Genomic DNA, 26,176 nt, shown 5'->3' on the forward strand with positions numbered 1-26,176 from the left:
CGGCTACTGTGGGTGCCGCGGAGCGGCGCGCTTCTGGCGGTTGGCTCGCCATTCCATGAATTCACGGAACAGCCGGGGATCGGCCGATACGCCGCTGGCCTGCAGATCGTTGGCCTGTGCGTTCGCTCCCAGCATCTGGGCGGGCGGTGTATTGCGATCGAGCCAGTCCTGCGCCGTCTTGAATCTTGTCCAGCCCGCGATCGGCGCCAGCGGCGCCACCTCCTGCCATTTCGGGTGGTATGGTGGCCGTTGCAGCGCCTGCATGTTGCTGAAGAAGGCCTCGACCAGCAGAGACAGCCGGCGGTGACGGTCGCTCCCGGCCGGCCAGTTGAACGACGCCAGCACGGCCTCGGCCGCGATCGTGTTCACCGGCGCCGAGGCGCCGACGAGGTTCGGATAGTCCTCGGCGGACAATTGCGCCGGCAGATAGTCGTCGTGCAGAGCCTTGTCGTAGTCGACGGGCACCAGATGCAGATTGGGATCGCTGACCTGGCTCAGCCATTGCACCGGCTTGCCCTCGACCGTGATGATGGCGTCGATGTCGCCCTTGCGCAGCATGTCCAGCGCCAGCCGCGGCTCGATATAGAGCAGATGCGGCCTGATCCCGAGGCGCTCGAACACGTTGATCGAGGTGACGAAGGTGCCGCCGTCGGGCAGGTCGACGGCGATGGTCTTGCCGTCGAGCTCGCTCAGGCTGGCGATCGATCTCGGCGCCAGCACGTGCATCTCCTCGTTGAACAGCTTGGTGACATAGACCAGTTGTTCGCGGATGTTGTTGGCGAAGTCCTTGCGCTCGAGAAAGGCCAGGGTGTCCTTCCGGATGATGCCGGCGTCGACGCCGCGCAGCAGCAGGATGTCGGCGACCGATTGCACCGAGCCGCGGCCGATCACGGGAAGGATGCGCAGCTCCGTCCCCTTGTCGAGCGCGGATGCGAGGTCCGCGCCCATATTGGCGTAGGTGCTGCCGAACGAGCCGGTCATCAGGGTGACGGTATTGGCATTCAGCTGGTTGGCCAGATCGCGCTTCGCCGTGCCGTAACGGAAGATGGTCTTGAAGGAATCGCTGACGCTGCCGGGATCGATACCGCTCCGGACCGGACCGAAGCGCTGCCACTTGCCGCCGGTGAACTGCATCATCTGCATCTGCTCCAGCGGCGCGTGATCATGGGGGCTGGTGTTGACGGTGATGCCGGGCGTCAGCATCGGCAATTTGAGGCTTTTCAGGGATGCCGCCTGCTTCATGATATTGTCGCGCGACAGGTCGTCGCCGCAACTCCGCAGCACTGCGACCATCGCGTTTGCCGCGAGGTAGCCGAAGGTCGCAAGACCATTGCTCCTCGGTACGTCCGGCAGATAGCGGTCCATGAAGGCGGACCATTCGCGGTAGGATGGATCGCCTGCAGCCGCGGCCTCCTCGCCCTCGTAGTAATAGCCCGCGGACAGGATGCCTTCGGCATTCTGCAGGCCGGCCGGCTGCATCACGGCGGACACCGATTCCGAGACCGTCGAGATGATGTGGTCCGGACGCCAGCCGAGCTCGGCCGCGCGGCGGATCGCCATCACGGCGAATTTGGGCGTGGTCACGTCGAAGAAGATGTCGGCGCCGGAGGCCTTCAGCGTGGCGATCTGCTGATTGACGTTGGCGTCGGTGACCTTGTAGCCGGCTTCCGCCACGATCGGGAGCTTGCCGCCCAGGCCGTCCTTCAATCCCTTGACGTAATCCCTTCCGAAATCGTCGTCCTGATAGAGAATTGCGATCTTGCCGCGGCTGTGGGTCTCCAGCAGGTACTGGGCATAGACGTGCGCCTCGGCCTGGTAGCTCGGCTGAAAGCCCATGGTCCACGGAAAGTCGTGCGGCTGGTCCCATTGCGAGGAGCCGGATGCCACGAACAATTGCGGGACTTTGTTGGCGTTGAGATAAGGGCGCACCGCCAGGTTGGGAGCCGTGCCCAGGCTCGCAAACATCAGCAGGACGTTGTCCTCCTCGACGAGCTTGCGCGTCATCTCCACCGTCCTCTGCGGCGCATAGCCGTCATCGTAGGAAATGAAGTTGACGCGCCGGCCGTTGATGCCGCCCTCGGCATTGATCTTGTTGAAGTAGGCCGCGATCGTCTTGCCGATGACGCCATAGGCGAGAGCCGGGCCGCTGTAGGGCATGGTGTTGCCGATGCGGATCTCGTTGTCCGCGGCGACCGCTTGATGTCCGGTCAGCGCCAGCGGAGCGGACAGAGCCAGGGCGAGGCATGCGGCTGCTCGAGGGGGGCTGATCTTTGCATCCCGTGGTCTGCGACGTCGGCTCCATCTGGCGGCCAAGCCGGCGCGAACTGCAGCATGGATGCCGTGCATCATCAGTCCTCCCATCGATATTTGGTTCTCGGGCGCAGCAGATCGCGGCCGCCCGTCTCGCAGGGAGCGGTCCGGGTCGCGTCTCGAGCGCTTCGAGATTTATGCGTTAGCGCGCAGCCGAGATGCGTCGGCTGGCTTCCGGCGATCCTTGCTCCGCAGCCCTGAGATACCAGGTACGCGCCTTGGCTGCGTCGGGAACAGCACCGAGCAACCGCGATTTCGTCAGTTCGGCCGGGTCATAGGTGCGCGCGAGCAGAAGGGAGGCGTCCGCAATTCCGGCGTCGGAAAGCCGCGTCAGGATCAGGCGCGCGCTGGCGACGTCGCCCGCGGCGAGCAGGTCGCGTCCGCGCTTCATCAGCGCATCGACCTCGTCTCGCGGCAGCGGAACGGTCGGGCGAGGCGAGGCCATCGGGAGCGCAGCGGAGGGGGGCGAGACCGCCGGTGCTGCCGCGGCTGGCGCTGGCGACGTCGGCGTCGAGGGCCATGGCCGCATCGCCAGTTCTGTACCGCTGGGAGCCGCGAGCGCGGCGACCGTCTGCGGCGGGTCGTCCTGGGCGACCTTGGCTTCCGCAGGATCGATCTGGGCCAGGCTTTCCAGCACGGCGGTCGGCATGATCGGGCTCTTGCCACCCGGTGTCGCTGCGCTGTTGTCGAAGGAGACCATGTTGACCACCATCATGGCGATGGAGGCCGCGATGCCGACGGCGGCACCGATCTTGATGATACTACTCAGCCGCAACGATTTGTCCGGATCCTCCGGCGGCAGGGGCATCACCACGGGATCGAGCTTCGCGCTCCAGGCACGGTGGGCCTCCTCATCGTCGAGGTCAAGGGTCGCTGGCCGGGCCGGCAGGGAGCTTGGCCGGGACACCAGATGATGCGGCAGGGGGATGCCGTCGGCGGGCGGATCGAATGCCGTCGGGCCGGCCTCCGTCTGGCGGCGGCGCGGCGCATATCTGCGGAGCTCTTCGTTCGCCCAGGGCGGCGCTGGTTTCGCCGGATCGTTCTGATCTGGAGCACTCATCACTAGCCTCCTGTCTCCGACGAACGGGTCGTGGGAGATAGCTTCAGGACGTCGGGCGCGCGCGGTCCAACCGAAGCGCACATGATGCGACATCGGGGACATTGCATCAACGCTTCCGTCGAGACCGACAGGTCCGGTTTCCTTCCGACATGCACGCCATTGTTTTCGCGCGCCCTGGTCACAATCGATGTTGCTTGGTCCCTAAGCTGATCAATGTTCTTGTCGGGAAGGGTGAGTAGGTAAGGCTATTTGATGGAAATTTCCCGGCGCGCCGCATCGGTGACTACTCGCAATGCGCGAGACCGGGGGCGAGTTCTGCGCTTTGCGGAAAGATCGGTTGGAGTATCAGGATGCCGCAGCCATCTCGACTTTGCCGCGAGGTCAGGGGCTTAGCGGACCGAGGAGTTGCAGGCGCGCCGGGAAATTCTGCAACTCAGGCGAGAAATGGCGAAAGACAAATGCGGCCGGACAATGCCGGCCGCATTCACATATCCGATCGATTCTTATTCCGCCGCCAGCGCGACGGACACACCAGCGGCTTCGATCGCAACGGCAACCGACTGGATGATGGCGGCAAAGCGCACGGCGGTCTGGATCGTGGCCGCGGGCACGCCCGCATCCTGCAGGACCTTCTCGTGCGAATCGATGCACGTGCCGCAGCCGTTGATGGCGGACACCGCGAGCGACCACAGCTCGAAATCGGCCTTGGCGACGCCGGGGTTGGCGATGACGTTCATCCGCAGCCGGGCCGGCATCGTCGCGTACTCCTTGTTCGAGGCAAGGTGTACGAAGCGGTAGTAGACGTTGTTCATGGCCATGATCGCGGCGGCCGATTTCGCCGCCGCCAGAGCGGCGGGCGACAGCCGCGCGGCCGCAACCGATTCCAACGCCGCCACGACGCTCGGATTGCGAGTCGCAATCGCGCAGGCGACGAACAGGCCATATTTGGCCTGCGGCGACAGCGTCTCGTCGGAGGCCATGGACGACAGGTTGAGCCTGACGTCCTTGGCGAAGTCCGGGATCTGGTCCTTCAGCTGCTCGATCGACATGATCAGGCGACCTTCAGGGTCTCGCCGCCGACTTCGCGGTTGCACGGGCAGAGCTCGTCGGTCTGCAGCGCGTCGAGGACGCGCAGCGTATCCTTCGGAGCGCGGCCGACATTCAGGTTGGTCGCATAGACGTGCTGGATGGTGTTGTCGGGATCGACGATGAAGGTGTAGCGGTAGGCGACGCCGTCGGGCGAGCGGACGCCGAGGCCGTCGACCAATGCGCCCTTGGTGTCGGCGAATTGCCAGATCGGCAGCTTGTGCAGATCCTTGTGGTCGCGGCGCCAGGCGAGCTTGCAGAACTCGTTGTCGGTCGAGCCGCCGAGCACGACGGCATCGCGGTCCGCGAAATCCTTCGCCAGGCGCGCGAACTCGGCGATCTCGGTCGGGCAGACGAAGGTGAAATCCTTCGGATAGAAGAAGATGATCTTCCACTTTCCAGGGAAGCTGGTCTCGGTCAGGGTCTCGAAGGCGCTCTCGCCCTTCTCTTCCTGAAGATGAAAGCCGGGTTTCACGCCGACGATTTCAAACGATGGCAGCTTGCTTCCGATTCCGAGCATTGGGGCACTCCAAGAAAATTATTGCGCTGCAATAGCGAGGCGCATTGTGCATTGCAAGCGATATGCCATTCGTTTTTAGTATCAGTGGATTGTCGAAAACCCGACACGTGGCGGCAACATGCTGCGAGTGCGAGGCCGTGGCGATGGGGAGCTTTTGGATGGAGCTGGCTTGGAGCGTCGGCTTCGTGACATTGCGATCGGACATCGAGCGACGACAGCCGGAGCGCGCGCGTCGTCGCCACGGCAAAATGAGGTTGATATCCGCTTGGTCGAAGCGCCATGCGACGTCGTGTTGACGGTCTCGACGACGCCCGACGTGCAATTTCTTTGTGCGGCCGAAGTGGCAAAATTGACATTATCGCCTTCGTCGCGATGCACGTTTGACCACGGCGACTCGCTAAGCGGCATGAAGGCGACAAGCCGTCGGCAGATCACGGCGCGGCACGGTGCAAGGTGTCGCACGGCGCACAGTGTTGTCAGCTTTTCAGCAGATCGCGTCTGTTATTTCGCCTTGCTGCGCGATGACCTGACCATAGTCTCCTCGCAGATTTTCATCGGCCTGGGAGGAGTTCATCACCATGAGCGAAACTGTCTCGGCACCAAATGCAAGCGCGAGCCTGTCGATCGATCGACGATTTCTCGCGACCTCAGCCGCGCTCGCGGCAGGATGGGGAGCCCTGCCGCGGGAGCGCGCCGACATCTCGCCGCCACTCTCGGTCTTCGACCGCGAGGCGCCGCCGCACTATGCAGGCCATGCCGAACTGACGCCGCTATCCCCCCTGGACGACCGTGAGCGGCCAGTCTCCGATGATGCGGAAACGTTCGTGGGCATTGGCCTGGCGGAACAGCACAATCCTGTCGATCCGGAGCTTTGTCAGTGACAGTGCCGCGAATCTCTCCTGCAGCATCATCAGGATCGGCCGGCGCCGTTCGTCGGACAGCCGGCAGGTCAGCGTCATGTGGAAGCGGAAATCCTCCATGACATAGGGATAACCCCAACGATCGAGATGATCGCGCTGCCGTGGTGTCAGCAGATCCGGCTTGCGCCGAGCACGGTCGTCGGCCGTCATCGGAGCGCGAAATGGCTCAAAGGCCTGGACACAATCGGCCGCGAGCTGTTGCAGCGCCGGCGACGGCTCGCCGGGGATCATCGCGATGAAGCCGCTGATCGCGTCCACGATCGGACGGATGGCCGGGACGGCTCGCGGCGTGGCCGCGAACGCGGCACAGGCGCTGCGGAGCGCGGCTTCGTTCTCCGCATCGGACAGCTCGAACGGAGCCTTCAAGGTCGCGTGAAAGCCGTATTTGCGCGGGTCTGCGGTCAGCTCAGCCCAGTCTGGAACCGCGCGGACGATCTCGCTCGGAAAGCTGCGGTCATCGCCGCTCCACGCGTCGTATCCGAGCAGGCTCGCGCCGAATTCCGCCAGATCCGCCGTCGCTGGTGGAGCATAATAGATCGCATAGCGCAGAAGATTGGCCATGGTTCGCTACTCCGCCGCCATGGCACGCGCCGGCCGGGCGTTCAGCCGGTCGGTCTCGGTGAGATAGACCAGCCGGCCGGACGCGATCACGGCGACGACATGGGGGCGCAACGGCACGCGGTCGTCGACCAGAATGATATCGGCGCGGCGGCCCTCGGCGAGCGTGCCGCGGTCCGCCAGCCCGGCTGCGCGTGCAGGGCTGCCCGAGATCAGATCCCAGGCGCGCGCCAGCGGAAGAACGCCGTCGGCCGCAAGCCGGTACGCTGCCAGCAGCGGCGCTGGATAGTAGTAGTCGGAGGCCAGCACCGAGCAGAGGCCCTTGGCGATCATGTCGCTGGCCTTCGTCCACCCGGTATGGCTGCCGCCACGGACGACGTTGGGCGCGCCGAATACGATCGCGTCGTCCCCTTGAGCGGCCTCGCGCGCGGTCTCCTCATTGACCGGAAACTCTGCGATGGTCACTCCCTGGCTGCGAAACGCCTTGCGCATGGCCGGGCTGTTGTCGTCATGCGACAGCATGCGGACACCAGCCTTGCGTGCGATCTCGGCCAGCCGCGCGATCGAGGCCGGAACGGCGTCGGCGCGAGCGGCGATGCGCGCGACCAACCGGTCGAACTCCGCGCCGGGCAGGCCGGTGCGGTCGACCATGCGCTGGCGCTTGTGCGGCTTGTCCAGACTCGCCACCGTCGAATCCATGTGATCGTTGAAGGCGAACAGGTCAACGCGCCGGTCGGCGAGCCACCGGCCGATCTCCTCCTCATCGTCGAGATTGAAGGTCTCGTGACGCAGATGAAAGCGCGTGTCGGCTGCGAGCCGCGGGCGCAGCGCTTCGATCGATTCGAGCAGGCGCCGCGCATTGTCGGCGCTGCGCAGGCCCGGCTCCCATGACCAGGTCGTCGCGTGAAAGACCGTGGTGATGCCATTGCTGATGGCCTGGCGGTCGCTGTCGATCAGCGCAACGTCTGTCGGGAAATCGACCCCGGCGCGCGGCATCATCTGGCGCTCGAACGCATCGCCGTGGATGTCGACGATGCCGGGAAGCACAGTGAGCCCCTCCGCATCGAGTTCGAGACCCGACCGGCGTCCCGGTGTCCCGATGCCGGCGATCACGCCGCCGGATATGATCAAGGAAGTGTCTACGAGGTCGGTATCGACGAGGCAGCGGCCTCGCGAGATGCAGATATCGGTCATGGGGCGGCACTCTGCAGCACCGCGACGCGCGCGTCGAGGGCAGCCTCGTATTTGTCGAGAAACGCAGTGATCGCGAGCTTGCGAAAATCCGGCAGCGCCGCGCGCAGCGCCTCGTGATTCCAATCCCACCACGCCAGATCCAGCAGCCGCTGCTCGACCTCGTGCGGAAACCGGCGCTTGATCGGGCGCGCCGGATTGCCGGCGACGACGGTATAGGCCGGAACGTCCTTGGTGACGATGGCGCCAGCCGCCACGACCGCGCCGGTGCCGATGTTGCGGCCCGGCAGCACGATCGCGCCATGGCCGATCCAGACATCGTGTCCGATCTGGACATGATGCTCTCTCCGCCAGGCGAAGAACTCCGCATCGTCCGGCTCTCCTGGAAAATAGGCGCTGGCGCGATAGGTGAAATGGGCCTGCGTCGCCCGCTGCATCGGGTGGTTGCCCGGATTGATCCGGGTCATCGCCGCGATCGAGCAGAACTTCCCGATCCTCGTGTAGGTGATCTGGGAATCGTTGACCACATAGGAGTAGTCGCCCATCGTCACCTCCTGCAGGATGGTGCGGGCGCCTATCTCGCAATAGGCGCCGAGCGTCACGTCCTGGAGCTTGGCCGAGGGATCAACGGTAGGTTCAATCGAAAGCGACTTGCCGGCCATCTCGCGTCCTGTCTCTACGCCTGTGAGGGTGTTGGATCTCCCCTATGACAGAGGCGTGACATCTGCATGACTGTGACCGGCATGTGGACGGACGTGGCGCCGCAGTGTCCCTGTCACATAACTGTAGAATCCAGACGCTAGCGATAGGCCAAAGCGAGGCGTCTGGAGAATTCAATGCTGGTGGTGGATGGCCTGACGTGCCGTTTTGGCATGAAAGCCGCAGTCGACAATGCATCCTTCTCTGTTGCACCGGGCAGCTTCGTCGGCGTGATCGGGCGTTCCGGCGCCGGCAAGTCGACCCTGCTGCGGTCCATCAATCGTCTGAGCCCGGTGAGTGGCGGGCGCGTCCTCTTCAAGGATCTCGACGTGACGGCGCTGCGCGGCCGTGACCTGCGGCAGTGGCGCGCGCGCTCGGCGATGATCTTCCAGCAGTTCAATCTGGTCGGCCGATTGGACGTGCTGACGAACGTGCTGATGGGGCGACTGGCCGAAATCCCGTCGTGGCGCTCGCTGGCGCTGCTCTGGCCAGCGGAGGATGTCGCCATGGCGCTGTCCGCGCTCGAACAGTTCGACATGGCCTCCCTCGCCGCGCAGCGCGCCGATCAGCTCTCGGGCGGGCAGCAGCAGCGCGTCGCGATCGCGCGCGCGATGGTGCAGAACCCCGAGATCATTCTCGCAGACGAGCCGATCGCCTCGCTCGATCCCCGTAACACCAAGATCGTGATGGACGCGTTGCTGCGCATCAACAAGCATTTCGGCATCACCGTCGTCTGCAATCTGCATTCGCTCGATCTGGCGCGCAGCTATTGCGATCGCCTGATCGGCATGGCGACCGGACGGATCGTGTTCGACGACGTGCCGTCGGCGCTGACGGCGCAGATCGCACGTGAACTCTACGATCTCGAGGCGGACGAGGTGATGGGTTCGATCCATCCGGCACCGGCGGCAACGGTGCCGGTACTTGGCGAAGCGGCCGTGGCCTGAGACGCGGATTTCTGCAAGCTCGAGCTTCCGCATGGCGCGGGGGCGAGACCTGTTACTTACTGCAACAAGAGGGCATGTTATGATCAATCGTCGCATCGTTCTGGCGGGCGTCGCTGCGCTGGCTTTCACGGCCTCGGCGTCAGCCGAGGACTGGAAGGCGAAGTATCCTGAGCTGACCTTCGCCGTGGTCCCGGCAGAGAACGCCTCGGGTGTCACCGAGCGCTGGACGCCTTTCGTGAACTATCTCTCGAAAGAGCTGGGCGTGAAGGTGACGCTGCGTATCGCCAACGATTATGCGGCCGTGATCGAAGGCCAGCGCGCCGGCAACATCCACATCGCGAGCTATGGCTCGGCGTCGTTTGCCCGCGCCCGGCTCACCGGGGTCAAGACCGATGCCTTCGCCAACGACATCAACTCCGACGGCAGCACCGGCTACTATTCGGTGTTCTTCGTCAAGGCGAGCAGCCCGTACCGGAAGGTCGAAGACCTCAAGGGCAAGAATCTCGGCCTCGTCGATCCGAACTCAACGTCGGGCAACAACGTGCCCCGCTTCGAGCTCAACAAGATGGGCGTGACCGACGCCGAGACGTATTTTGGCAAGGTTGTCTTCACCGGCAGCCACGAGAACGCGGTGCTGGCCCTTTCGCAGGGGACTGTCGACATCGCGGCCAACCAATGGACGAGCGACAACGATTCGACGTTGGCCCAGATGCTGACCAAGGGCATGCTGAAGAACGCTGACGGTTCGCCGATGAAGAAGGACGACTTCCGCATCATTCACAAGTCGGCGCCGATCATCAACGGCCCCTACGCCTACAACACGGACCTGCCGGACGATCTGAAATCGGCGATCGCCAAGGCCTTCTTCGATGCGCCGATCAAGGACAAGGCCGCCTTCGACCGTCTCTCCGACGGCCAGAAGAAGGGCTTCCACCCTGCCACGACGAAGGACTGGGATGGCACGATCGACCTGATCAAATTCGTCGACAGCCTGCGCAAGAAGGCGTCCTGATCGACGATCCATCGATGGTGAGCCGGGTCTCGTGGGGCCCGGCTCGTCCGTTGAAGAATCCCTCGCACGTCCGAACCAAGAGCAGCACGAAGCCGATGGCTGTTGCCGTTTCGATCCTTCCGAGCCAGCAGCTTGCGGCTCTGAACGAGACCTATCGGCGGGCCGTTTCGCGCCGTCGATTGCGTCTTGCCCTGTCCGCCATGGTATTCCTGGCGGTGCTCTTCGCCGCGGCCATCGGTGCCGAGGTCAATCCGCGGACGTTCTATACCTACTTCGGCAACTTCATCAGCTACTTCGATCGCATCTTCACGCTCGACGACGGGCAGCGGGTCTGGACCAATCTGCCCGAATGGTTCTGGGGCTTCAAGAAGTGGATCAAGCTTCTGGCAGAGACGCTGCTGATCAGCTACGTCGGCACGATGGCCGGAATGCTCGTCGCATTCGGTCTCAACTTCTTCGCCGCCGAGAACACCTCGCCCGCGCCGTGGATCCGCTTCACGGTGCGCCGGCTCCTGGAATTCGCCCGCACCGTTCCGAGCGTCGTGTTCGCCCTGATCTTCGTCATTGCTTTCGGGCTTGGGCCGATCCCGGGCGTCCTCGCCATCGCCCTTCATTCGAGCGGTGCGCTCGGCAAGCTGTTCTCCGAGGTCGTCGAAAACGCCGACATGAAGCCGGTCGAGGGCGTGCGCGCCACCGGCGCGAGCTGGCTGTCCTGCATGCGCTTTGCCGTGCTGCCCCAGGTCATCGCCGGCTTCTCCAGCTACACGCTGCTGCGGTTCGAGATCAACGTGCGCGAGGCGTCCGTGATGGGCTTCGTCGGTGCCGGCGGCATCGGCCAGGAGCTCGTGGTCGCGATCCGCAAGTTCTACTATTCCGACGTCAGCGCCATTCTTGTCATGATCGTGGTCACCGTGTTCCTGATCGACATCGGTACCGGCTGGCTGCGCGGCCGCCTGTTCGGCTCGGAGGCCCGCACATGAGTATCTCCGGCTCACCCGACCCGAAGCAGCTCGCCGAGCGCTATCCGCAGATCTTCAATCGGCCGCTGTCCGCACGCCTTGCAACGCCGCTCGTGCTGGCGTTGGCCGTGGCGATCTTCGTCTTCGGTCTGGTCGATCTCGACTTCTCGCCGTCGCGGATGCTGTCCGGCCTCGGCCAGCTCGGCTGGATCGCGCGGATGATGCTGCCGCCGGATCCCGGCTCATCGCTTCCGATTTATCTCAAGGCGCTCGGCGAGACGCTCTCGATCGCGGTGCTCGGCACCACCTTGGCGGCCGTGTTCGCTCTTCCGGTCAGCCTGCTTGCAGCCAGGAATATCATCCCGTCGGCGATCTTCCGTTTTCCGGTGCGTCGCCTGTTCGACACCATTCGTGGCGTCGACACACTGATCTGGGCGCTGGTCTGGATCAATGTCGTCGGCCTCGGGCCGTTCGCCGGAGTGCTGGCGATTGCGGTCTCGGATTTCGGAGCGCTCGGCAAGCTGTTCTCGGAGGCGATGGAGAGCGCCGACCGGCGGCAGGTCGAGGGCGTTCGCGCTGCCGGCGGCAGCCCGCTGCATGAGATCCGCTTCGGCCTTCTGCCGCAGGTTCTTCCCGTGATTGCCGGCCAGGTGCTCTACTTCATCGAATCCAACACGCGCTCGGCGACGATCATCGGCATCGTCGGCGCGGGAGGCATCGGGCTGCAGCTGGCGGAGCAGATCCGCGTGCTGGAATGGCAGAAGGTGTCGTTCCTGATCCTGATGATCCTCGTTGCGGTGGCTGTGATCGACTGGATCTCAGGCAAGCTGCGCTTTGCGATCATCGGCCGCCGCGCCATTGCTTGAACAGCGCGGCATCCGAAGGTTGCGATCGTTCGCCTACGAACGATCAGGATGCAGTGCCGGCTGTGTGTGCTGCACCGACTGTCGCAAATCCTTCACGTGCCGCCTTTAGGGGAAGCTCCGGAACTGGCTGCCATGCCAGGACATACGGAGTCCGTCTTCATGAAGCTCACTCGCCTCGTTCTCGCGCTGCTCGCGCTATGTGTTGCCGCATCATGGCAGCCGGCCAAAGCCGCGGACGTCATCTGCTACAACTGCCCGCCGGAATGGGCCGACTGGGCCTCGATGCTCAAGGCGATCAAGACCGATCTCGGCTACGACATTCCACACGACAACAAGAACTCCGGCCAGGCGCTGGCGCAGATCCTCGCCGAGAAGAGCAATCCGGTCGGCGACATCGGCTATTTCGGCGTCACCTTCGGCATGAAGGCGAAGACGCAGGACGCGCTGGAGGCCTACAAGCCCGCAAACTGGGATCAGGTCCCCGCCGGCCTGAAGGATGCGGACGGCTACTGGACCACGATCCACTCCGGCACGCTCGGTCTGTTCGTGAACAAGGACGCGCTCGGCGGCAAGCCCGTTCCGGCCTGCTGGAAGGACCTGCTCAAACCCGACTACAAGGGCATGGTGGGCTACCTCGATCCGAGCTCTGCGGCCGTCGGCTATGTCGGCGCCGTTGCCGTCAACCTCGCGCTCGGCGGTTCGCAGGCCAATTTCGAGCCAGCCCTTACGTTCTTCAAGGATCTGCGCAAGAACGATCCGATCGTGCCGAAGCAGACGTCCTATGCGCGTGTCGTCTCGGGCGAGATCCCGATCCTGTTCGACTACGACTTCAACGCCTACCGCGCGAAATATACCGAGAAGGGCAATTTCGAGTTCGTGATTCCCTGCGAAGGCTCGGTGGTCTTTCCCTATGTCGTCGGCCTTGTGAAGAACGCGCCCGACAAGGACAAGGCGAAGAAGGTGATCGACTATCTGCTGTCCGACAAGGGCCAGGCGATCTGGACCAATGCCTATCTGCGTCCGGCGCGCCCGATCGAGCTGCCGGACTCGGTGAAGAACAAGTTCCTGCCGGACAGCGACTACGCCCGCGCCAAGAGCGTGAACTGGGGCGATATGGAAGCTGCGCAAAAGGGCTTCGTCGATCGCTATCTGTCCGAAGTCCGCTGAAGGAGCACCGCGCCTCCGCCGGAGACGATCCGGCGGAGGTGCACTTGATCACATGTCGCACAAATCCTTCGTCCGGCTCTGCCTGCTGCCCCTGGCGGCCGTCACCGCGGCATTCTTCCTGTTGCCGATGGCGAGGCTGCTCGCGACCGGCGCCGAGGGACCGCACGGTCTGACCGAATATCTCGCGATCATTCTCGAGCCGCGCTACCGCACGACACTCCTCAACACGCTGGCGCTGGCGGCGGCCACCACGATCGCGACCCTGGTCATTGCGACGATCGCCGGCCTGTTTCTGCAGCGCCACAGGTTTCCGGGCCGCGCGATCCTGGTTGCGATCCTGACGTTTCCGCTCGCTTTTCCGGGCGTTGTGGTCGGCTTCATGATCATCCTTCTGGCTGGCCGTCAGGGGCTGATCGGCGAGGTCTCGTCCCGGCTCACCGGCGACAAGCTCGTATTCGCCTATTCGATCTACGGGCTGTTCCTCGGCTATCTCTATTTCTCGATTCCGCGGGTGATCCTCACGATCATGGCTGCCGCGCAGAAGCTGGACCCGGGGCTGGAGGAGGCCGCGCGCTCGCTCGGCGCAAGCCCCTGGGCCGTGCTGCGCGACGTGATTCTGCCGGCACTGACCCCGGCGCTGATCGCATCCGGCGCAATCGCGTTCGCGACCGCGATGGGCGCGTTCGGAACGGCATTCACCTTGGCCACGAACATCGACGTGTTGCCGATGCTGATCTACACGGAGTTCACGCTGGCCGGAAACCTGGCCACGTCGGCGGCGCTCTCGGTCGGCCTTGGCCTGATGACCTGGCTGATGCTCGCATTGGCGCGCTCCTTCGCCGGCAGCTCGGTGGCAGCGGCAGGGTAGGCACGTGCGCGACAGAGCCATCTTCATCCTTCAACTGCTGTTCACACTGCTGGTCGCCGCCTTCCTGGCCGTGCCGGCCGGCCTTTCGATCGCCGCGGGCGTGACCGTCAACTACTTCCGCGGCATTCAATCCGGCGTGACGCTGCAGTGGGTGGCCGAGGTCTGGGAGCTCTACGCGGGCACGATCATGGCATCGATCCTGATCGCGCTGGGCACGCTGGCGGTCGCGCTCGTGGTCGGTGTTCCCGCTGCCTATGCGCTGTACGTTCGCGGCGGACGGCTGGCGCGGCTGGTCGAGGAAATCATCACCTTGCCGCTCGCGATTCCCGGGCTCGCCATCGCGCTTGCGCTGTTGCTCACCTATGGCGGGGCGGGAAGCTTCCGCCGCTCATGGCTGTTCATCCTCGCCGGCCATGTGATCTTTACGATGCCATTCATGGTGCGGTCCGTCATGGCGGTGTTCTCGACGATCGACGTGAAGTCGCTCGACGAAGGTGCCGCATCGGTCGGAGCCGCGCCATGGCGCCGCTTCATCGACGTCATCGTTCCCAACGCCGCGCCCGGCATCCTGGCGGGCAGCCTCATGGTGGTGACACTATCTCTCGGAGAGTTCAACCTGACCTGGATGTTGCATACGCCGCTGACCAAGACATTGCCGGTCGGCCTCGCCGACAGCTACGCATCGATGCGGCTCGAGGTCGCGTCCGCCTACACGCTGATCTTCTTCGTCATGATCATCCCGCTGCTGGTGGCCATGCAATGGATCGGCGAGAGAGGAAGCCTGAGGTGAGCACGATGACCCGGCATGGAGCCGCCCTCAAGGTGGAGAATTGCGGCAAGACCTTTGCTGACGGGACCTGCGCGCTCGCGCGCGCCACGCTCGACATCGCGCAGAGCGAGACGCTGGTGCTGTTGGGGCCGTCCGGCTGCGGCAAGACCACGCTGCTGCGGATCGTGGCCGGGCTCGAAACACCCGATGCGGGCGGGCGCGTGCTGTTCGGCGGCAAGGATCTGACGAGGCAGCCGATCGAGAAGCGCAACGTCGGCATGGTGTTTCAATCCTACGCGCTGTTCCCCAACATGACCGTCGCGGACAATATCGGCTACGGGCTCAAGATCCGCGGCGTGCCCAAGCCGGAGCGCGCCTCGCGGGTCGCGGAGCTGGTCACGCTGACCAACCTCGCCGGCCTCGAAGATCGGCGAATCGATCAGCTCTCGGGCGGCCAGCGCCAGCGCGTCGCGCTGGCGCGCGCGGTCGCGATACGGCCGAGCGTGCTGCTGCTCGACGAGCCGCTCACCGCGCTCGATGCGGCCTTGCGAGAGCGCCTGCGCGGCGAGCTCAACGGCTTGTTGCGCACGCTCGGCATCACGGCGATCTACGTCACGCATGACCAGGCCGAAGCCATGGAGCTCGGCGACCGCATCGTCGTGATGCGCAAGGGCGCCATCGCCCAGATCGGGACGCCGCGCGAAATCTATTTCTCGCCCGCCGATCGATTCGTCGCGGAGTTCGTCGGCGCGGCCAACATCATCGAGGCGCCGATCGACGGCGCCCAGCTCGTTCTGCCGGGAGGTCGGCAGCCGATCGCCGATCCCGGTCCACGTAACCTGGCGGTGGCGATGGTTCGGCCGGAAACGATCGGGATCGTCGACGCCGCGGCATCGAGTCTGACTGGCGTCGTCGACAGCGTCCGCTTTGTCGGCGACCGGCAGCGGATCATCGTCCGCGACGCCGCCTCAATTGCACTGACCGTGGACGCGCCGAATTCGATCAGGGTCGCTGCGGGAGAGCGGATCGGCCTATGGATTGCCCCGGACTCCATTCGGCTGTTGCCGGAGAAAGGCTGATCTGCTGATGACCAAGAGCCCCGTCGTCATCGCCCAGATATCCGACCTGCACATCAAGGCGCCCGGCCGGCTCGCCTACCGCCGCGTCAATACGGCGCGCGCGCTGGCCCGTTGCATCACGGAGCTCAACCGGTTCGAGCCGAAATTCGATCTGGTGGTGATCTCGGGCGATCTCGTCGATACGCCGTCGTCGGCCGAGTACGATCATCTCAAGGATCTTCTCGCCGAGCTCGAAACTCCATTCGTCGCCGTGCCCGGCAATCACGATTCACGCGAGCTGATGCGCGCGGCGTTTCCGGACGCTCTGCATGGTCAACCCACCGGTCCGCTGAACCGGTGCGTGGAGTTGGCCGATCTCGATCTGCTTCTGCTCGATTCCAGCGTGCCCGGCCATCCGCATGGCGAGCTCGATGAAGCGAGTCTGCAATGGCTCGACGCCGCGCTGGCCGGATCCAGCGAAAGGCCGGCCCTGCTGTTTCTGCACCACCCGCCGTTCGCCACTGGCATCTGGCACATGGACCGGCAGAACCTGCGCAACGCCGACGATCTCGCGGCCGTCCTCACGCGCCATCCGCGGGTGCAACTGATCGGGTGCGGTCACGTTCATCGCGCGACGCTGACCCGGTTTGCGGGCATCCCCTGCACGATCTGCCCGGCACCGAACCATGCCGTCGCGCTCGACCTGGCCGAGCTTCGCCCGCCATCCTTCCGGATCGAGCCACCGGCCTTTCACCTACATGCCTGGTTTCCGGGACCGGGATTTGGAACGGTCGTCACGCATCAGGTGCCGATCGGGGATTTCGACGGGCCGCATCCGTTCTTCAATCAGGACGGCACGCTCATCGACTGAGGGCGCAAGAACGAAGCGAGGCGGCGGGGTCTGGTCTAGCTCTCGACCTCGAACGTCACGCGCTCCGCCGCGAAGCGCGAGCGCTTGCTGACCAGCGGCGTCCCATCGGCATCGATGTCGGTGCTGTCGACCACCAGCACCGGACGGCCCAGCGCGAGGTCGAGCCGTGCGGCGTCGCTCGCGTCGGCGATGGCCGCCGTGATCCTGGTCGCGCCGCGGCGATAGTCGCGAATGCCGTAATGCGCAAGCAGCGCCGTCATCGAGCGGAGCGATGCGAAGATGTGGCCGGCCTCGGGAAATCGCTCGGACGACAGCCAGGACGTGCTGACGCAGATGGGGGTCTTGTCGGCAAGACGCAGTGCCTCGATTCGGACCAGCGGCGCCCCCGTCTTCAGTCGGAGCGCGTGCGCGAGTTCGCGCGTCGCCGACTCTTCGGACGCTGCGATCAACTGTCCGCGCGGCTCGCGCCCGCCGGCGCCCACGATCTCGGAGAACCTGGTTCGCGATCTCAGGGGATATGACAGACGAGGCGCTTCGACATAAGTGCCGCTGCCGCGCTCGGCGCGCACGAGGCCGCGCTCGGCCAAGGTCGCGAGCGCGCGACGCACCGTATGACGGTTGACGCGGTAGGTTTCGGCGATCTCGGTCTCGCCGGGCAGGCGGGTGCCGGCCGCGAAGCGGCCGTCGGCGATGTCGCGCTCGATGCCGTCGGCCACCCGGCGCCACAGTGCCACGCCCGAGTCAGCGCCCTGCATGCTCATCTGCGGTTCTCCGCTGCGCGACCTGAAAATCACGCCCATGTCATCAAACAGTCATGGCGCTTCGTTACGAAGTTGTCTATTAACATAGACAACTTCGCGATAGCAAGTTCGGGGTGAAGATGGAAGGCGAGACCGCGATGCAGGACCGGCGCAGGACGGCGATGCGGGTATTGGCGCATGCCTCGCATGCGGACATCCGCGCCAGGCTCGACGGACTGGCGCTGCCTGAGTATCGCGACCTGCGTCCGGCGGAGAATGGTCTCGTGATGCTGCGGGGCCGGATCGGCGGTGATGGCGCGCCGTTCAATGTCGGCGAAGCGACGGTGTCGCGCGCCGCGGTACGGCTGGAGAGCGGCGAGGTCGGGTTCGGCTATGTGCTCGGACGAGACGCCGGCAAGGCGCGTCTGATGGCGCTGTGTGACGCGATGATCCAGTCGTCGAGCCATGCGCGATCGATCGAGACTCAGGTGGTCGCGCCGCTGCAGGAGCAGATGCGCGCATCGCGGGAGCATCGAGCGGAGGAGGCTGCGGCCACGCGTGTCGATTTCTACACCATGGTGCGAGGAGAGGGCTGATGGGTCTCGCGGCATCCGATCTGCAACACGGTTTCGCCGACAATGTTCTGTCCGCGCAATCCACCTTCCGTACCGTCATGGAGGCCATGGCGCGTCCGGGCAATGTGCGGCAGGTCGAGGGCAATGTCGGCCGGCCGTCGTCGTTGATGCCTGGTGCTGCCGCGATCGCGTTGACCTTGTTCGATCACGATACGCCGATCTGGCTCGATGCGCCGCTCGCCGGCACGCCCGAGGTCGGCGCCTGGCTCAAGTTTCACACCGGGGCGCCGATCGTCGCCGATGCCGCGCTCGCCTGCTTTGCGGTGGCGGCGGACCCCGAAGCGCTGCCTGATCTGGATTCATTCGCGCTCGGCAGTGCTGAATACCCTGATCGCTCGACGACGCTGATCCTGCAGGTGCCGAGCTTGTCCGGAGGGCCGGCGTTCAAGCTGCGCGGTCCAGGCATCGACGGGACGACATCGTTCCGTGCAACGGTCGCGCCCGCCGATCTGTTCGAGCGGCTGTCGATCAATGAGAAGCTGTTTCCGCGTGGTGTCGATGTGGTGCTGGTCGATGGCTCGTCCATCGTCGCCATCCCGCGAACGACCCGACTCGTTTCCGCAGGAGAGTGAGGCATGTATGTTGCCGTCAAGGGTGGCGAGCGCGCCATCGAGAACGCGCACCGGCTGCTGGCGCATGAACGCCGGGGTGATCGCGATGTGCCCGAACTTTCGCTGGCGCAGATCTCCGAGCAGTTGGGGCTTGCCGTCGATCGCGTGATGGCCGAGGGCTCGCTGTACGACCGCGAGCTCGCGTCGCTCGCAATCAAGCAGGCACGCGGTGATCTGATCGAGGCGATCTTCCTGGTGCGTGCCTTCCGCGCGACCCTGCCGCGCTTCGGTGCGACCGAGCCGGTCGACACCGGTGCGATGCGGGTGCAGCGGCGCGTCTCGTCGACCTTCAAGGACATTCCGGGCGGCCAGGTGCTCGGGCCGACCTTCGACTATACGCATCGGCTGCTCGATCCGCAGTTGGCGGCCGCCGCCGAGCCGGAGCCGCCGGCCCGTGCCGAGGCGCCGAATGCGCCGACGCCACGTGTCACCGATATTCTCGGCCAGGACGGGCTGATCGAGCCGTCGCCGCAAGCCGATGTTGGCGCGCCGGTCGGCGATCTCACCCGCGATCCCCTAGGCTTTCCCGCCGATCGTGATCTGCGGTTGCAGAATCTCGCACGCGGTGATGAGGGCTTTCTGCTCGCGCTCGGCTACTCGACCCAGCGCGGCTACGGCCGCAACCATCCCTTTGCCGGCGAAATCCGCTTCGGCGAAGTCGAGGTCGAGTTCGTGGCCGAGGAGGTCGGGTTCGCGGTGCCGCTCGGATCGATCGAGCTGACCGAATGCCAGATGGTGAACCAGTTCAAGGGGTCGGCCACCGAGCCGCCGTGCTTCACGCGCGGTTACGGTCTCGCCTTCGGCCAGAGCGAGCGCAAGACGATGTCGATGGCGCTGGTCGACCGCGCCTTGCGGGCGCGTGAGCTGGGTGAGGATGTGATTGCGCCGGCGCAGGATGAGGAGTTCGTGATGTCGCACTCCGACAACGTGCAGGCGACCGGGTTCGTCGAGCATCTGAAGCTGCCGCATTATGTCGACTTCCAGTCCGAGCTCGGCCTGCTGCGCAAGCTGCGCCAGGAGTTCGCCGAGGCCAATGCCGCTCCCGAATTGAAGGAGGCTGCGGAATGAACGCGCCGACCTACAATTTCGCCTATCTCGACGAGCAGACCAAGCGGATGATCCGTCGCGCGATCCTGAAGGCGATCGCGATTCCCGGCTATCAGGTGCCGTTCGCGAGCCGCGAGATGCCGATGCCCTATGGCTGGGGCACCGGCGGCGTACAGGTCACCGCCGCCATTCTCGGTCCCGACGACGTGCTCAAGGTCATCGACCAGGGCTCGGACGATACGACCAATGCGATCTCGATCCGCAAGTTCTTCGCCAAGACCGCGGGCGTTGCGACCACGACGTCGACGGAAGAGGCGAGCGTGATCCAGACCCGGCATCGCATTCCCGAGGCGCCGCTTCACGAGGGGCAGGTGCTGGTCTATCAGGTGCCGATCCCGGAGCCGCTGCGCTTTCTCGAGCCGCGCGAGACCGAGACCCGCCGCATGCATGCGCTGGCCGAATATGGCCTGATGCACGTCAAGCTCTATGAGGACATCGCACGCTTCGGCCACATCGCGACGTCCTACGCCTATCCGGTCAAGGTCAATGCGCGCTACGTGATGGATCCGTCGCCGACGCCGAAGTTCGACAATCCCAAGATGGACAATTGCCCGGCGCTGCAATTGTTCGGTGCGGGACGCGAGAAGCGAATCTATGCCATTCCGCCCTATACGCCGGTCGTCTCGCTGGATTTCGAGGACCATCCGTTCACGCGCTACAAGTTCGATGCACCCTGCGCGCTGTGCGGCGCGGAGGATTCCTACCTGGACGAGATCGTGACCGACGACAAGGGCAGCCGCATGTTCGTCTGCTCCGACACCGATTACTGCGAGGGCCGCCAGGCGTCCGGACATCGTGGCGAGCAGAGCGCCGCCCCGCACAAGGAGAGCGCCCATGGCTGAGATGATCAGCGCATCCGATCAGCCGCTGCTCGTCGCGGAAGGGCTTGCGAAGAGCTACGGCCGGTTGGCAGCCTGCCGCGACGTCTCCTTCGTGCTCTATCCCGGCGAGGTGCTCGCCATCGTCGGCGAGTCCGGCTCGGGCAAATCGACACTCTTGCAGATGCTGTCGGCGCAACTGGCGCCGACGTTGGGCCGCGTGTCCTATCGGATGCGGGACGGGGTGCTGCGCGATCTTGCCGGCCTTGGCGAGGTGGAGCGCCGTTTTCTGTTCCGCACCGATTGGGGCTATGTCCATCAGGACCCGACGCAAGGCCTGCGCATGGCGGTCTCCGCCGGCGCCAATGTCGGCGAGCGGCTGATGGCGGTCGGCTGGAATCACTACGGTCAGATCAGGCAGACCGCCTCGTCCTGGCTCGCGCGCGTGGAGATCGACGTTGCCCGCATCGACGATGCGCCGCGGACCTATTCCGGCGGCATGCGGCAGCGGCTGCAGATCGCGCGCAATCTCGTGACCGAGCCCAGGCTCGTGTTCATGGATGAGCCGACCGGAGGACTCGACGTGTCCGTGCAGGCGCGCCTGCTCGATCTGATGCGCAGCCTCGTCAACGAGCTCGGCCTCGCCGCCATCGTCGTGACCCACGATCTGGCCGTGGCGCGGTTGCTGTCTCATCGTGTGATGGTCATGAAGGAGGGGCGGGTGATCGAGACCGGCCTCACCGACCAGGTGCTCGACGATCCGCGCGAGCCTTACACGCAGCTCCTCGTATCCTCGATCCTGCCGCCATGATGCAATGAGCCCAATGCGATGACCGTGATGATCGATGTCGAAAGTGCAGAGAAGACCTTCACCATGCATCTGCAGGGCGGCATATCGCTGCCCGTGGTGCGCGGCGTGTCGTTCCAGGTCAAGGCCGGCGAATGCGTCGTGTTGTCGGGACCGTCGGGTGCCGGCAAGTCGTCGATCCTGAAGATGATCTTCGGCAACTACCGTTGCGATGGCGGACGCATCGGCGTCCGGCACCTCGGCGAGATGACCGATCTCGCCGGCGCCGAGCCGCGCCTTGTCCTCCATGCGAGGCGGCAGACCATCGGTTATGTCAGTCAGTTCCTGCGCGCGGTGCCGCGTGTCCCTGCGCTCGATGTCGTTGCCGAGCCGCTGCTCGCGGCCGGCCTGCCGCGCGACGATGCGAGGGTGCGGGCGGGAGGACTGCTGCGGCGGCTGAACATTCCCGAGCGGCTGTGGTCGCTGCCGCCATCGACCTTCTCGGGCGGCGAGCAGCAGCGGGTCAACATCGCTCGCGGCTTCATCTCCGACGTCCCGGTGCTGCTGCTCGATGAGCCGACCGCGTCGCTCGATGCGGCGAACCGTGCGGTCGTGGTCGACCTGATTGCGGCGAAGAAGAAGGACGGGGTGGCGATGCTCGCGATCGTGCATGATGACGATATCCGTGCGCAGATTGCGGATCGTACGGTCGACGTCACGACATTCGCTGCGGCGGCATGAGGTACACATTGCAGATGAGCGCGAACATGTCCGATATCGTGATAGGCAATGCCAGGCTGGTCCTCGCCGACCGGGTCGTCGAGCAGGGCTGGGTGGCGATCGCCGGAGGCCTGATCGCGGAACTGGGCGAGGGGGCGGCGCCGGCCGGCAGCCTGGATGCCGGCGGCGACCTGCTGATGCCCGGGCTGGTCGAACTGCACACCGATCACCTCGAGGCGCATTTCGTGCCCCGCCCCAAGGTCTATTGGGATCCCGTTGCTGCGGTCATTTCCTATGACGGGCAACTTGCGACCGCGGGCATCACGACGGTGCTGGATTCGCTGCGGGTGTGGAGCGAGGAGGGCGCCGAGGGCGTCGACGGCCAGGCCAATGTGCTCGCGGAAGCGATCGCGACGGCGCGCGACGGCGGGCTGCTGCGGTCCGATCACTTCCTGCATCTGCGCTGCGAGGTGCCGATGCCGACCGTGGTCGAGGAGGCGCGGCAACTGGCGGGGCGTCCGGATGTGCGGCTGATGTCGCTGATGGATCATACGCCCGGGCAGCGCCAGTTTCGCGACGAAGGCAAGCTGCGCGACTACTATCGCGGCAAGAGCGGCGGCAAGACCGATGCGGAGCTCGACGTGATGTTCGCACGCCGCTTCGCCTATCAGCAGGCCTATGCGGCGCCGAACATGCGCGACATCGTTGCACTGGCGAAGACCCATGACGTGCCCCTGGCCAGTCACGATGACACGACGGAGGAGAACGTCGCCGATGCAATCAAGGACGGCATCGCCGTCGCGGAGTTTCCAACCACGATGGAAGCCGCGCGGGGCCTTCACCAGGCGGGCATCAGCATTCTGATGGGCGCTCCGAACGTGGTGCGCGGCGGGTCTCACTCCGGCAATATCGCCGCCGTGGACCTGGCGCACGAGGGCCTGCTCGACATTCTGTCGTCGGACTACGTCCCGTCGAGCCTGCTGATGGGCGCGCTGCAATTGCCGCAGCGGGTGCCGTCCATCGGTCTTGCGGCGGCCGTCCGCACCGTCACCAAGGCCCCTGCGGACGCCGTCGGCCTGCATGATCGCGGCGAGATCGCGGTGGGCAAGCGTGCGGACCTGATCCGCGTCCATGTCGCGGGCCAGTTGTCGGTCGTGCGCAGCGTCTGGCGGGAAGGACAGCGGGTGGCATGAGCGAAACCGAGGTTGCATCGGCGAAGACGCCCGCGAAGCTCGGTCCCGGCCGCCTGATCCTGGTGGTCGGGCCGAGCGGCGCGGGCAAGGACACCTTGCTCAATGTGGCGCGCCGCGAATGCGCTGGCGACGACCGGATCGTTTTTCCGCGGCGGATCGTCACGCGCGAGGCCTCGGCTTTCGAGGATAATCTCGAGATGAGCGCGTCCGCTTTTCGTGAGGCGCTCAGCGCCGGTGAGTTCGCGCTGCATTGGGAGGCCCACGGACACGACTACGGCGTGCCGCGCGCGATCAAGAATGACATCCTGGCCGGCCGCATCGTGGTCGTGAACGTCTCGCGAACGATCATTCCCGCCGCGCGGCGGGACTATGCCGACGTCGTCGTCATCGCCATCACTGCGCCGGCGGATGTTCTCGCCGAACGGCTCGGCAAGCGGCACCGCCCGAGTGACGGCGATATCGGTGAGCGTCTTCACCGGGCGGTGAGCGAGGACGCCGCAGCGGACGTCACGATCGTCAATGTCGGCGATCCCGAGCCGCACGGTCACAGGCTGGCGAACATCATCAAGCGACCGATCGACGCAGAACCGATCGGATCCGAGGGAGGAAGCGGCCATGTCGATCATCACCACGATTGAGCAGCTCGAGGCGATCTATGGCGAGACGGGGCTGGCATCGACGGCGAAGGTGGCTGATCGCGTGACGCCGCACTACCGGATCATGATCGAGAAGTCGCCTTTCGTGGCGCTGGCGACGTGTGGTCCCGAAGGTCTCGACTGTTCGCCGCGCGGCGATCTTCCCGGCTTCATCCGCATCCATGACGACAAGACGCTGATGATGCCGGATCGCCGCGGCAACAATCGCGTGGATTCCTTGCGCAACGTCGTGCGCGATCCGCGGATCGCACTGCTGTTCCTGATTCCGGGATCGGGCAACACGCTGCGTGTGAACGGGCACGGTCACCTGTCGACCGCTCCCGATCTGTTGGAGTCGTTCCGGATGGAAGGCAAGCTGCCGCGCTCCGTCCTGGTCATGACGGTGGGAGAGATCTACTTCCAATGTGCGCGCGCGATCGTTCGTGCCGATCTCTGGAACCCGGACAAGCGGGTCGACCCGCAGCAACTGCCTACGCCGGGACAGATCCTTGCGGCGATGACGGCCAACGACATCGACGGCGCGGCGTACGATCGCGAGTGGCCCGAGCGTGCGCGGAAATCGATGTGGTGAATTCGGAGCGCGGCTCTTCAAAAAAGGGGAGGCCGCGCTCCTAAAGATCAGGCTGCGACATCGAGCAGGCGTGAGGATCCCCTGACGAGCGCCTTGCGGCCGGCCATTGTGAGTGTTGCCGCGCCATTGTCGATGGAGGCGAGTCCAAATGCAGTGAGCTCGTCGACAATCATGCCGTTCAGCCTGCGGCGTTCACGCGCGGGAATGCGAAGCGCCTTCAGCGTCTCCCATTGGTCCGGCGTGAGTTCGTGTTCGAATTCCGCGTTCATGCTGCCTCGAATGTTGACGTCCGGCACTCGTCTTAGAAAGTCCGCGTGACGAAGATGCGACCTTCATGCATCCGTACTGATACGGTCCACGTCATTACGCTCGAACCCGCCCGCGATTAATTCAAATTTGAATGATCGCGAATGTGGTGCTGCATTGCAGCTCGCCGTGTTGGTAGCGGTGAACGATCGTCCGTCGTTAACAGATAATTAAGCGATGTGGGCAGCGCACAACGGTAACGCCGCTGTCACATCGGTGTGTCAAACGGCGCCATCGTCCTGCTCGAATCGGCCGGCGCATGTTTGAAGCGAAACACGTTGAATGGCTGACCTGACCGACGTTCCGCCGCTGCGATCGAACCGCAGAATCTGGTTGCGCAGTCTGGGCGGACTGGCCTTGAGCCTCTCGATTGCAGCTGCGGCCGTGTATGTCCTGGCACGCGCCGTCAAGAAGCTCGACCTTGCTCATGTTCTGTCGATCGTCGAGGCCACGGACCTTCATCTGATCGCGATGGCGCTGGCGTTCATCGTCCTCTCCTACGCCAGCCTCACGCTCTACGACCTGTTCGCGTTGCGGACGATCGGCCGCCGGGACATTCCCTATCGCGCCGCCGCGCTCGGCAGCTTCACGAGCTACCCGATCGCGCACGGCATCGGTGCGGTCGCGCTGGTCTCGCCACTGGTGCGATATCGGATCTACGCGCCGTACCGGCTCGGTGCGATCGACATTGCCAATATCAGCTTCCTGACCGGCCTGACCTTCTGGCTCGGAAATCTCACCGCGCTCGGCCTGAGCTTGATGATCGATCCGGATGCCTTCGGATGGATGGAATATTGGCCGCCGGCGATCAACCGTCTCGTTGCCGCGGCACTGCTTTGCGCCGTTGCCGCCTTCGTCGTGTGGAGCTGGCCCGGGCGGCGAAGTGCGCGCTGGCCCGTTCGACTGCCGTCCGGGCCCGCCGTGCTGCTGCAGATCGTGGTCGGCCTGTTCGAGCTCAGCGCCGCGGCGCTGGCAATGTACGTCCTCATGCCGCCGGAACTCGGCATCGACCTCGCGCGGCTGATGGCGGTCTTCATTGCCGCGACCTTGCTTGGATTTGCCAGCCATGCCCCAGCCGGCATCGGCCTGTTCGACGCAACGATCCTGCTGGGCCTGGGCGGCGTTGACCAGGAGCGCCTGCTGGCGGCGCTGCTGATCTTCCGCGCGCTCT

The 26,176-nt window shown here is 64.9% G+C and carries 27 protein-coding genes; 18 read left to right on the top strand and 9 right to left on the bottom strand.

The features are described from left to right. Positions 1 to 3: 3 nt before the first annotated feature. From QW861_RS07710 to QW861_RS07740, 7 genes are all read right to left on the bottom strand, one after another. On the bottom strand, positions 4 to 2,349 hold the full coding sequence (locus QW861_RS07710) for an ABC transporter substrate-binding protein (RefSeq protein WP_316192886.1): 2,346 nt from the start codon (positions 2,347 to 2,349) through the stop codon (positions 4 to 6). Positions 2,350 to 2,452: 103 nt separating this feature from the next. After that, the gene (locus QW861_RS07715; protein WP_316192887.1) at positions 2,453 to 3,370 is read right to left on the bottom strand and encodes a sel1 repeat family protein; all 918 of its coding nucleotides are present in this window, start codon (positions 3,368 to 3,370) and stop codon (positions 2,453 to 2,455) included. Positions 3,371 to 3,873: 503 nt separating this feature from the next. Beyond that, positions 3,874 to 4,419, bottom strand: a complete 546-nt coding sequence (locus QW861_RS07720) for a carboxymuconolactone decarboxylase family protein (RefSeq protein ID WP_315752870.1) — start codon at positions 4,417 to 4,419, stop codon at positions 3,874 to 3,876. 2 nt (positions 4,420 to 4,421) lie between these two features. Next, complete coding sequence (locus QW861_RS07725) at positions 4,422 to 4,976, bottom strand: peroxiredoxin (protein ID WP_315713058.1); 555 nt, start codon at positions 4,974 to 4,976, stop codon at positions 4,422 to 4,424. 770 nt (positions 4,977 to 5,746) lie between these two features. Continuing rightward, complete coding sequence (locus QW861_RS07730) at positions 5,747 to 6,457, bottom strand: DUF1045 domain-containing protein (protein ID WP_315752871.1); 711 nt, start codon at positions 6,455 to 6,457, stop codon at positions 5,747 to 5,749. A gap of 6 nt (positions 6,458 to 6,463) precedes the next feature. After that, complete coding sequence (locus QW861_RS07735; protein ID WP_315752872.1) at positions 6,464 to 7,648, bottom strand: alpha-D-ribose 1-methylphosphonate 5-triphosphate diphosphatase; 1,185 nt, start codon at positions 7,646 to 7,648, stop codon at positions 6,464 to 6,466. Next, a complete protein-coding gene (locus QW861_RS07740) occupies positions 7,645 to 8,307 on the bottom strand; it encodes a DapH/DapD/GlmU-related protein (protein WP_315752873.1) in 663 nt (220 codons plus the stop codon). The genes QW861_RS07735 and QW861_RS07740 overlap by 4 nt, the downstream gene beginning before the upstream one ends. Before the next feature lie 174 nt (positions 8,308 to 8,481). Here QW861_RS07740 and phnC point away from each other — a divergent pair, with 174 nt between their 5' ends. The 9 genes from phnC to QW861_RS07785 all read left to right on the top strand — a co-directional run bounded on the left by phnC (position 8,482) and on the right by QW861_RS07785 (position 16,861). Continuing rightward, complete coding sequence (gene phnC, locus QW861_RS07745) at positions 8,482 to 9,291, top strand: phosphonate ABC transporter ATP-binding protein (protein WP_315752874.1); 810 nt, start codon at positions 8,482 to 8,484, stop codon at positions 9,289 to 9,291. A gap of 79 nt (positions 9,292 to 9,370) precedes the next feature. After that, positions 9,371 to 10,303, top strand: a complete 933-nt coding sequence (phnD, locus tag QW861_RS07750) for a phosphonate ABC transporter substrate-binding protein (RefSeq protein WP_315741002.1) — start codon at positions 9,371 to 9,373, stop codon at positions 10,301 to 10,303. A 95-nt stretch (positions 10,304 to 10,398) separates the two neighbouring features. Beyond that, positions 10,399 to 11,283: a phosphonate ABC transporter, permease protein PhnE gene (gene phnE, locus QW861_RS07755; protein ID WP_315713044.1), complete on the top strand. Its 885-nt coding sequence runs from the start codon at positions 10,399 to 10,401 to the stop codon at positions 11,281 to 11,283. Further along, on the top strand, positions 11,280 to 12,128 hold the full coding sequence (gene phnE, locus QW861_RS07760) for a phosphonate ABC transporter, permease protein PhnE (RefSeq protein ID WP_315713042.1): 849 nt from the start codon (positions 11,280 to 11,282) through the stop codon (positions 12,126 to 12,128). Before phnE (QW861_RS07755) ends, phnE (QW861_RS07760) begins: the two co-directional genes overlap by 4 nt. 159 nt (positions 12,129 to 12,287) lie before the next feature. After that, positions 12,288 to 13,295 carry an ABC transporter substrate-binding protein gene (locus QW861_RS07765; RefSeq protein WP_315752875.1) on the top strand — a complete coding sequence of 336 codons (1,008 nt, stop codon included), beginning with the start codon at positions 12,288 to 12,290 and terminating at the stop codon, positions 13,293 to 13,295. 52 nt (positions 13,296 to 13,347) lie between these two features. Then, positions 13,348 to 14,163, top strand: coding sequence for an ABC transporter permease (locus tag QW861_RS07770; RefSeq protein ID WP_315752876.1), 816 nt, complete (start codon positions 13,348 to 13,350; stop codon positions 14,161 to 14,163). A gap of 4 nt (positions 14,164 to 14,167) precedes the next feature. After that, a complete protein-coding gene (locus QW861_RS07775) occupies positions 14,168 to 14,953 on the top strand; it encodes an ABC transporter permease (RefSeq protein WP_315752877.1) in 786 nt (261 codons plus the stop codon). 5 nt (positions 14,954 to 14,958) lie between these two features. Further along, positions 14,959 to 16,011, top strand: a complete 1,053-nt coding sequence (locus QW861_RS07780) for an ABC transporter ATP-binding protein (RefSeq protein ID WP_315752878.1) — start codon at positions 14,959 to 14,961, stop codon at positions 16,009 to 16,011. A 7-nt stretch (positions 16,012 to 16,018) separates the two neighbouring features. Next, positions 16,019 to 16,861, top strand: a complete 843-nt coding sequence (locus QW861_RS07785) for a phosphodiesterase (protein WP_315752879.1) — start codon at positions 16,019 to 16,021, stop codon at positions 16,859 to 16,861. A 35-nt stretch (positions 16,862 to 16,896) separates the two neighbouring features. Here the strand turns inward: QW861_RS07785 and phnF are convergent, their stop codons facing one another. Next, positions 16,897 to 17,622, bottom strand: coding sequence for a phosphonate metabolism transcriptional regulator PhnF (gene phnF / locus QW861_RS07790; protein ID WP_315752880.1), 726 nt, complete (start codon positions 17,620 to 17,622; stop codon positions 16,897 to 16,899). A 119-nt stretch (positions 17,623 to 17,741) separates the two neighbouring features. Here phnF and phnG point away from each other — a divergent pair, with 119 nt between their 5' ends. Genes phnG through QW861_RS07835 form a run of 9 tightly spaced genes read left to right on the top strand, consistent with a single transcriptional unit; the run spans position 17,742 to position 24,699 of the window. After that, positions 17,742 to 18,197 (top strand): phosphonate C-P lyase system protein PhnG, encoded by a 456-nt coding sequence (gene phnG, locus QW861_RS07795; protein WP_315713029.1) that lies wholly within the window; start codon positions 17,742 to 17,744, stop codon positions 18,195 to 18,197. Beyond that, positions 18,197 to 18,808 (top strand): phosphonate C-P lyase system protein PhnH, encoded by a 612-nt coding sequence (phnH, locus tag QW861_RS07800; protein ID WP_315752881.1) that lies wholly within the window; start codon positions 18,197 to 18,199, stop codon positions 18,806 to 18,808. Before phnG ends, phnH begins: the two co-directional genes overlap by 1 nt. Positions 18,809 to 18,811: 3 nt before the next feature. Continuing rightward, positions 18,812 to 19,915, top strand: coding sequence for a carbon-phosphorus lyase complex subunit PhnI (locus QW861_RS07805; RefSeq protein ID WP_316192888.1), 1,104 nt, complete (start codon positions 18,812 to 18,814; stop codon positions 19,913 to 19,915). After that, positions 19,912 to 20,796 carry an alpha-D-ribose 1-methylphosphonate 5-phosphate C-P-lyase PhnJ gene (locus tag QW861_RS07810; RefSeq protein ID WP_315752883.1) on the top strand — a complete coding sequence of 295 codons (885 nt, stop codon included), beginning with the start codon at positions 19,912 to 19,914 and terminating at the stop codon, positions 20,794 to 20,796. The genes QW861_RS07805 and QW861_RS07810 overlap by 4 nt, the downstream gene beginning before the upstream one ends. Beyond that, the gene (gene phnK, locus QW861_RS07815) at positions 20,789 to 21,583 is read left to right on the top strand and encodes a phosphonate C-P lyase system protein PhnK (RefSeq protein ID WP_315752884.1); all 795 of its coding nucleotides are present in this window, start codon (positions 20,789 to 20,791) and stop codon (positions 21,581 to 21,583) included. Before QW861_RS07810 ends, phnK begins: the two co-directional genes overlap by 8 nt. Before the next feature lie 18 nt (positions 21,584 to 21,601). Continuing rightward, complete coding sequence (phnL, locus tag QW861_RS07820) at positions 21,602 to 22,300, top strand: phosphonate C-P lyase system protein PhnL (RefSeq protein WP_315752885.1); 699 nt, start codon at positions 21,602 to 21,604, stop codon at positions 22,298 to 22,300. A 14-nt stretch (positions 22,301 to 22,314) separates the two neighbouring features. Next, positions 22,315 to 23,472, top strand: a complete 1,158-nt coding sequence (locus QW861_RS07825) for an alpha-D-ribose 1-methylphosphonate 5-triphosphate diphosphatase (RefSeq protein WP_315752886.1) — start codon at positions 22,315 to 22,317, stop codon at positions 23,470 to 23,472. After that, positions 23,469 to 24,110 carry a phosphonate metabolism protein/1,5-bisphosphokinase (PRPP-forming) PhnN gene (gene phnN, locus QW861_RS07830; protein WP_315752887.1) on the top strand — a complete coding sequence of 214 codons (642 nt, stop codon included), beginning with the start codon at positions 23,469 to 23,471 and terminating at the stop codon, positions 24,108 to 24,110. Before QW861_RS07825 ends, phnN begins: the two co-directional genes overlap by 4 nt. Beyond that, positions 24,088 to 24,699 (top strand): pyridoxamine 5'-phosphate oxidase family protein, encoded by a 612-nt coding sequence (locus QW861_RS07835; protein WP_315752888.1) that lies wholly within the window; start codon positions 24,088 to 24,090, stop codon positions 24,697 to 24,699. The genes phnN and QW861_RS07835 overlap by 23 nt, the downstream gene beginning before the upstream one ends. Before the next feature lie 47 nt (positions 24,700 to 24,746). Here QW861_RS07835 and QW861_RS07840 read toward each other — a convergent pair whose 3' ends face one another. Further along, positions 24,747 to 24,968: a hypothetical protein gene (locus QW861_RS07840; RefSeq protein WP_315752889.1), complete on the bottom strand. Its 222-nt coding sequence runs from the start codon at positions 24,966 to 24,968 to the stop codon at positions 24,747 to 24,749. Between the last annotated feature and the right edge of the window lie 1,208 nt (positions 24,969 to 26,176).

The organism is Bradyrhizobium sp. SZCCHNRI1029, assembly GCF_032487555.1.
Lineage (GTDB): Bacteria > Pseudomonadota > Alphaproteobacteria > Rhizobiales > Xanthobacteraceae > Bradyrhizobium.

Coding starts and splice junctions, on each gene's coding strand:
- QW861_RS07730 (WP_315752871.1), bottom strand. CDS start 6,457: ATGGCCAATCTTCTGCGCTATGCGATCTATTATGCTCCACCAGCGACG.
- phnE (WP_315713044.1), top strand. CDS start 10,399: ATGGCTGTTGCCGTTTCGATCCTTCCGAGCCAGCAGCTTGCGGCTCTG.
- QW861_RS07740 (WP_315752873.1), bottom strand. CDS start 8,307: ATGGCCGGCAAGTCGCTTTCGATTGAACCTACCGTTGATCCCTCGGCC.
- QW861_RS07805 (WP_316192888.1), top strand. CDS start 18,812: ATGTATGTTGCCGTCAAGGGTGGCGAGCGCGCCATCGAGAACGCGCAC.
- QW861_RS07720 (WP_315752870.1), bottom strand. CDS start 4,419: ATGTCGATCGAGCAGCTGAAGGACCAGATCCCGGACTTCGCCAAGGAC.
- QW861_RS07840 (WP_315752889.1), bottom strand. CDS start 24,968: ATGAACGCGGAATTCGAACACGAACTCACGCCGGACCAATGGGAGACG.
- phnC (WP_315752874.1), top strand. CDS start 8,482: ATGCTGGTGGTGGATGGCCTGACGTGCCGTTTTGGCATGAAAGCCGCA.
- QW861_RS07715 (WP_316192887.1), bottom strand. CDS start 3,370: ATGAGTGCTCCAGATCAGAACGATCCGGCGAAACCAGCGCCGCCCTGG.
- QW861_RS07835 (WP_315752888.1), top strand. CDS start 24,088: ATGTCGATCATCACCACGATTGAGCAGCTCGAGGCGATCTATGGCGAG.
- phnL (WP_315752885.1), top strand. CDS start 21,602: ATGACCGTGATGATCGATGTCGAAAGTGCAGAGAAGACCTTCACCATG.
- phnD (WP_315741002.1), top strand. CDS start 9,371: ATGATCAATCGTCGCATCGTTCTGGCGGGCGTCGCTGCGCTGGCTTTC.
- QW861_RS07810 (WP_315752883.1), top strand. CDS start 19,912: ATGAACGCGCCGACCTACAATTTCGCCTATCTCGACGAGCAGACCAAG.
- phnK (WP_315752884.1), top strand. CDS start 20,789: ATGGCTGAGATGATCAGCGCATCCGATCAGCCGCTGCTCGTCGCGGAA.
- phnG (WP_315713029.1), top strand. CDS start 17,742: ATGGAAGGCGAGACCGCGATGCAGGACCGGCGCAGGACGGCGATGCGG.
- phnF (WP_315752880.1), bottom strand. CDS start 17,622: ATGAGCATGCAGGGCGCTGACTCGGGCGTGGCACTGTGGCGCCGGGTG.
- phnH (WP_315752881.1), top strand. CDS start 18,197: ATGGGTCTCGCGGCATCCGATCTGCAACACGGTTTCGCCGACAATGTT.
- QW861_RS07710 (WP_316192886.1), bottom strand. CDS start 2,349: ATGATGCACGGCATCCATGCTGCAGTTCGCGCCGGCTTGGCCGCCAGA.
- QW861_RS07785 (WP_315752879.1), top strand. CDS start 16,019: ATGACCAAGAGCCCCGTCGTCATCGCCCAGATATCCGACCTGCACATC.
- QW861_RS07825 (WP_315752886.1), top strand. CDS start 22,315: ATGAGCGCGAACATGTCCGATATCGTGATAGGCAATGCCAGGCTGGTC.
- QW861_RS07770 (WP_315752876.1), top strand. CDS start 13,348: ATGTCGCACAAATCCTTCGTCCGGCTCTGCCTGCTGCCCCTGGCGGCC.
- phnN (WP_315752887.1), top strand. CDS start 23,469: ATGAGCGAAACCGAGGTTGCATCGGCGAAGACGCCCGCGAAGCTCGGT.
- QW861_RS07765 (WP_315752875.1), top strand. CDS start 12,288: ATGAAGCTCACTCGCCTCGTTCTCGCGCTGCTCGCGCTATGTGTTGCC.
- phnE (WP_315713042.1), top strand. CDS start 11,280: ATGAGTATCTCCGGCTCACCCGACCCGAAGCAGCTCGCCGAGCGCTAT.
- QW861_RS07725 (WP_315713058.1), bottom strand. CDS start 4,976: ATGCTCGGAATCGGAAGCAAGCTGCCATCGTTTGAAATCGTCGGCGTG.
- QW861_RS07780 (WP_315752878.1), top strand. CDS start 14,959: ATGACCCGGCATGGAGCCGCCCTCAAGGTGGAGAATTGCGGCAAGACC.
- QW861_RS07735 (WP_315752872.1), bottom strand. CDS start 7,648: ATGACCGATATCTGCATCTCGCGAGGCCGCTGCCTCGTCGATACCGAC.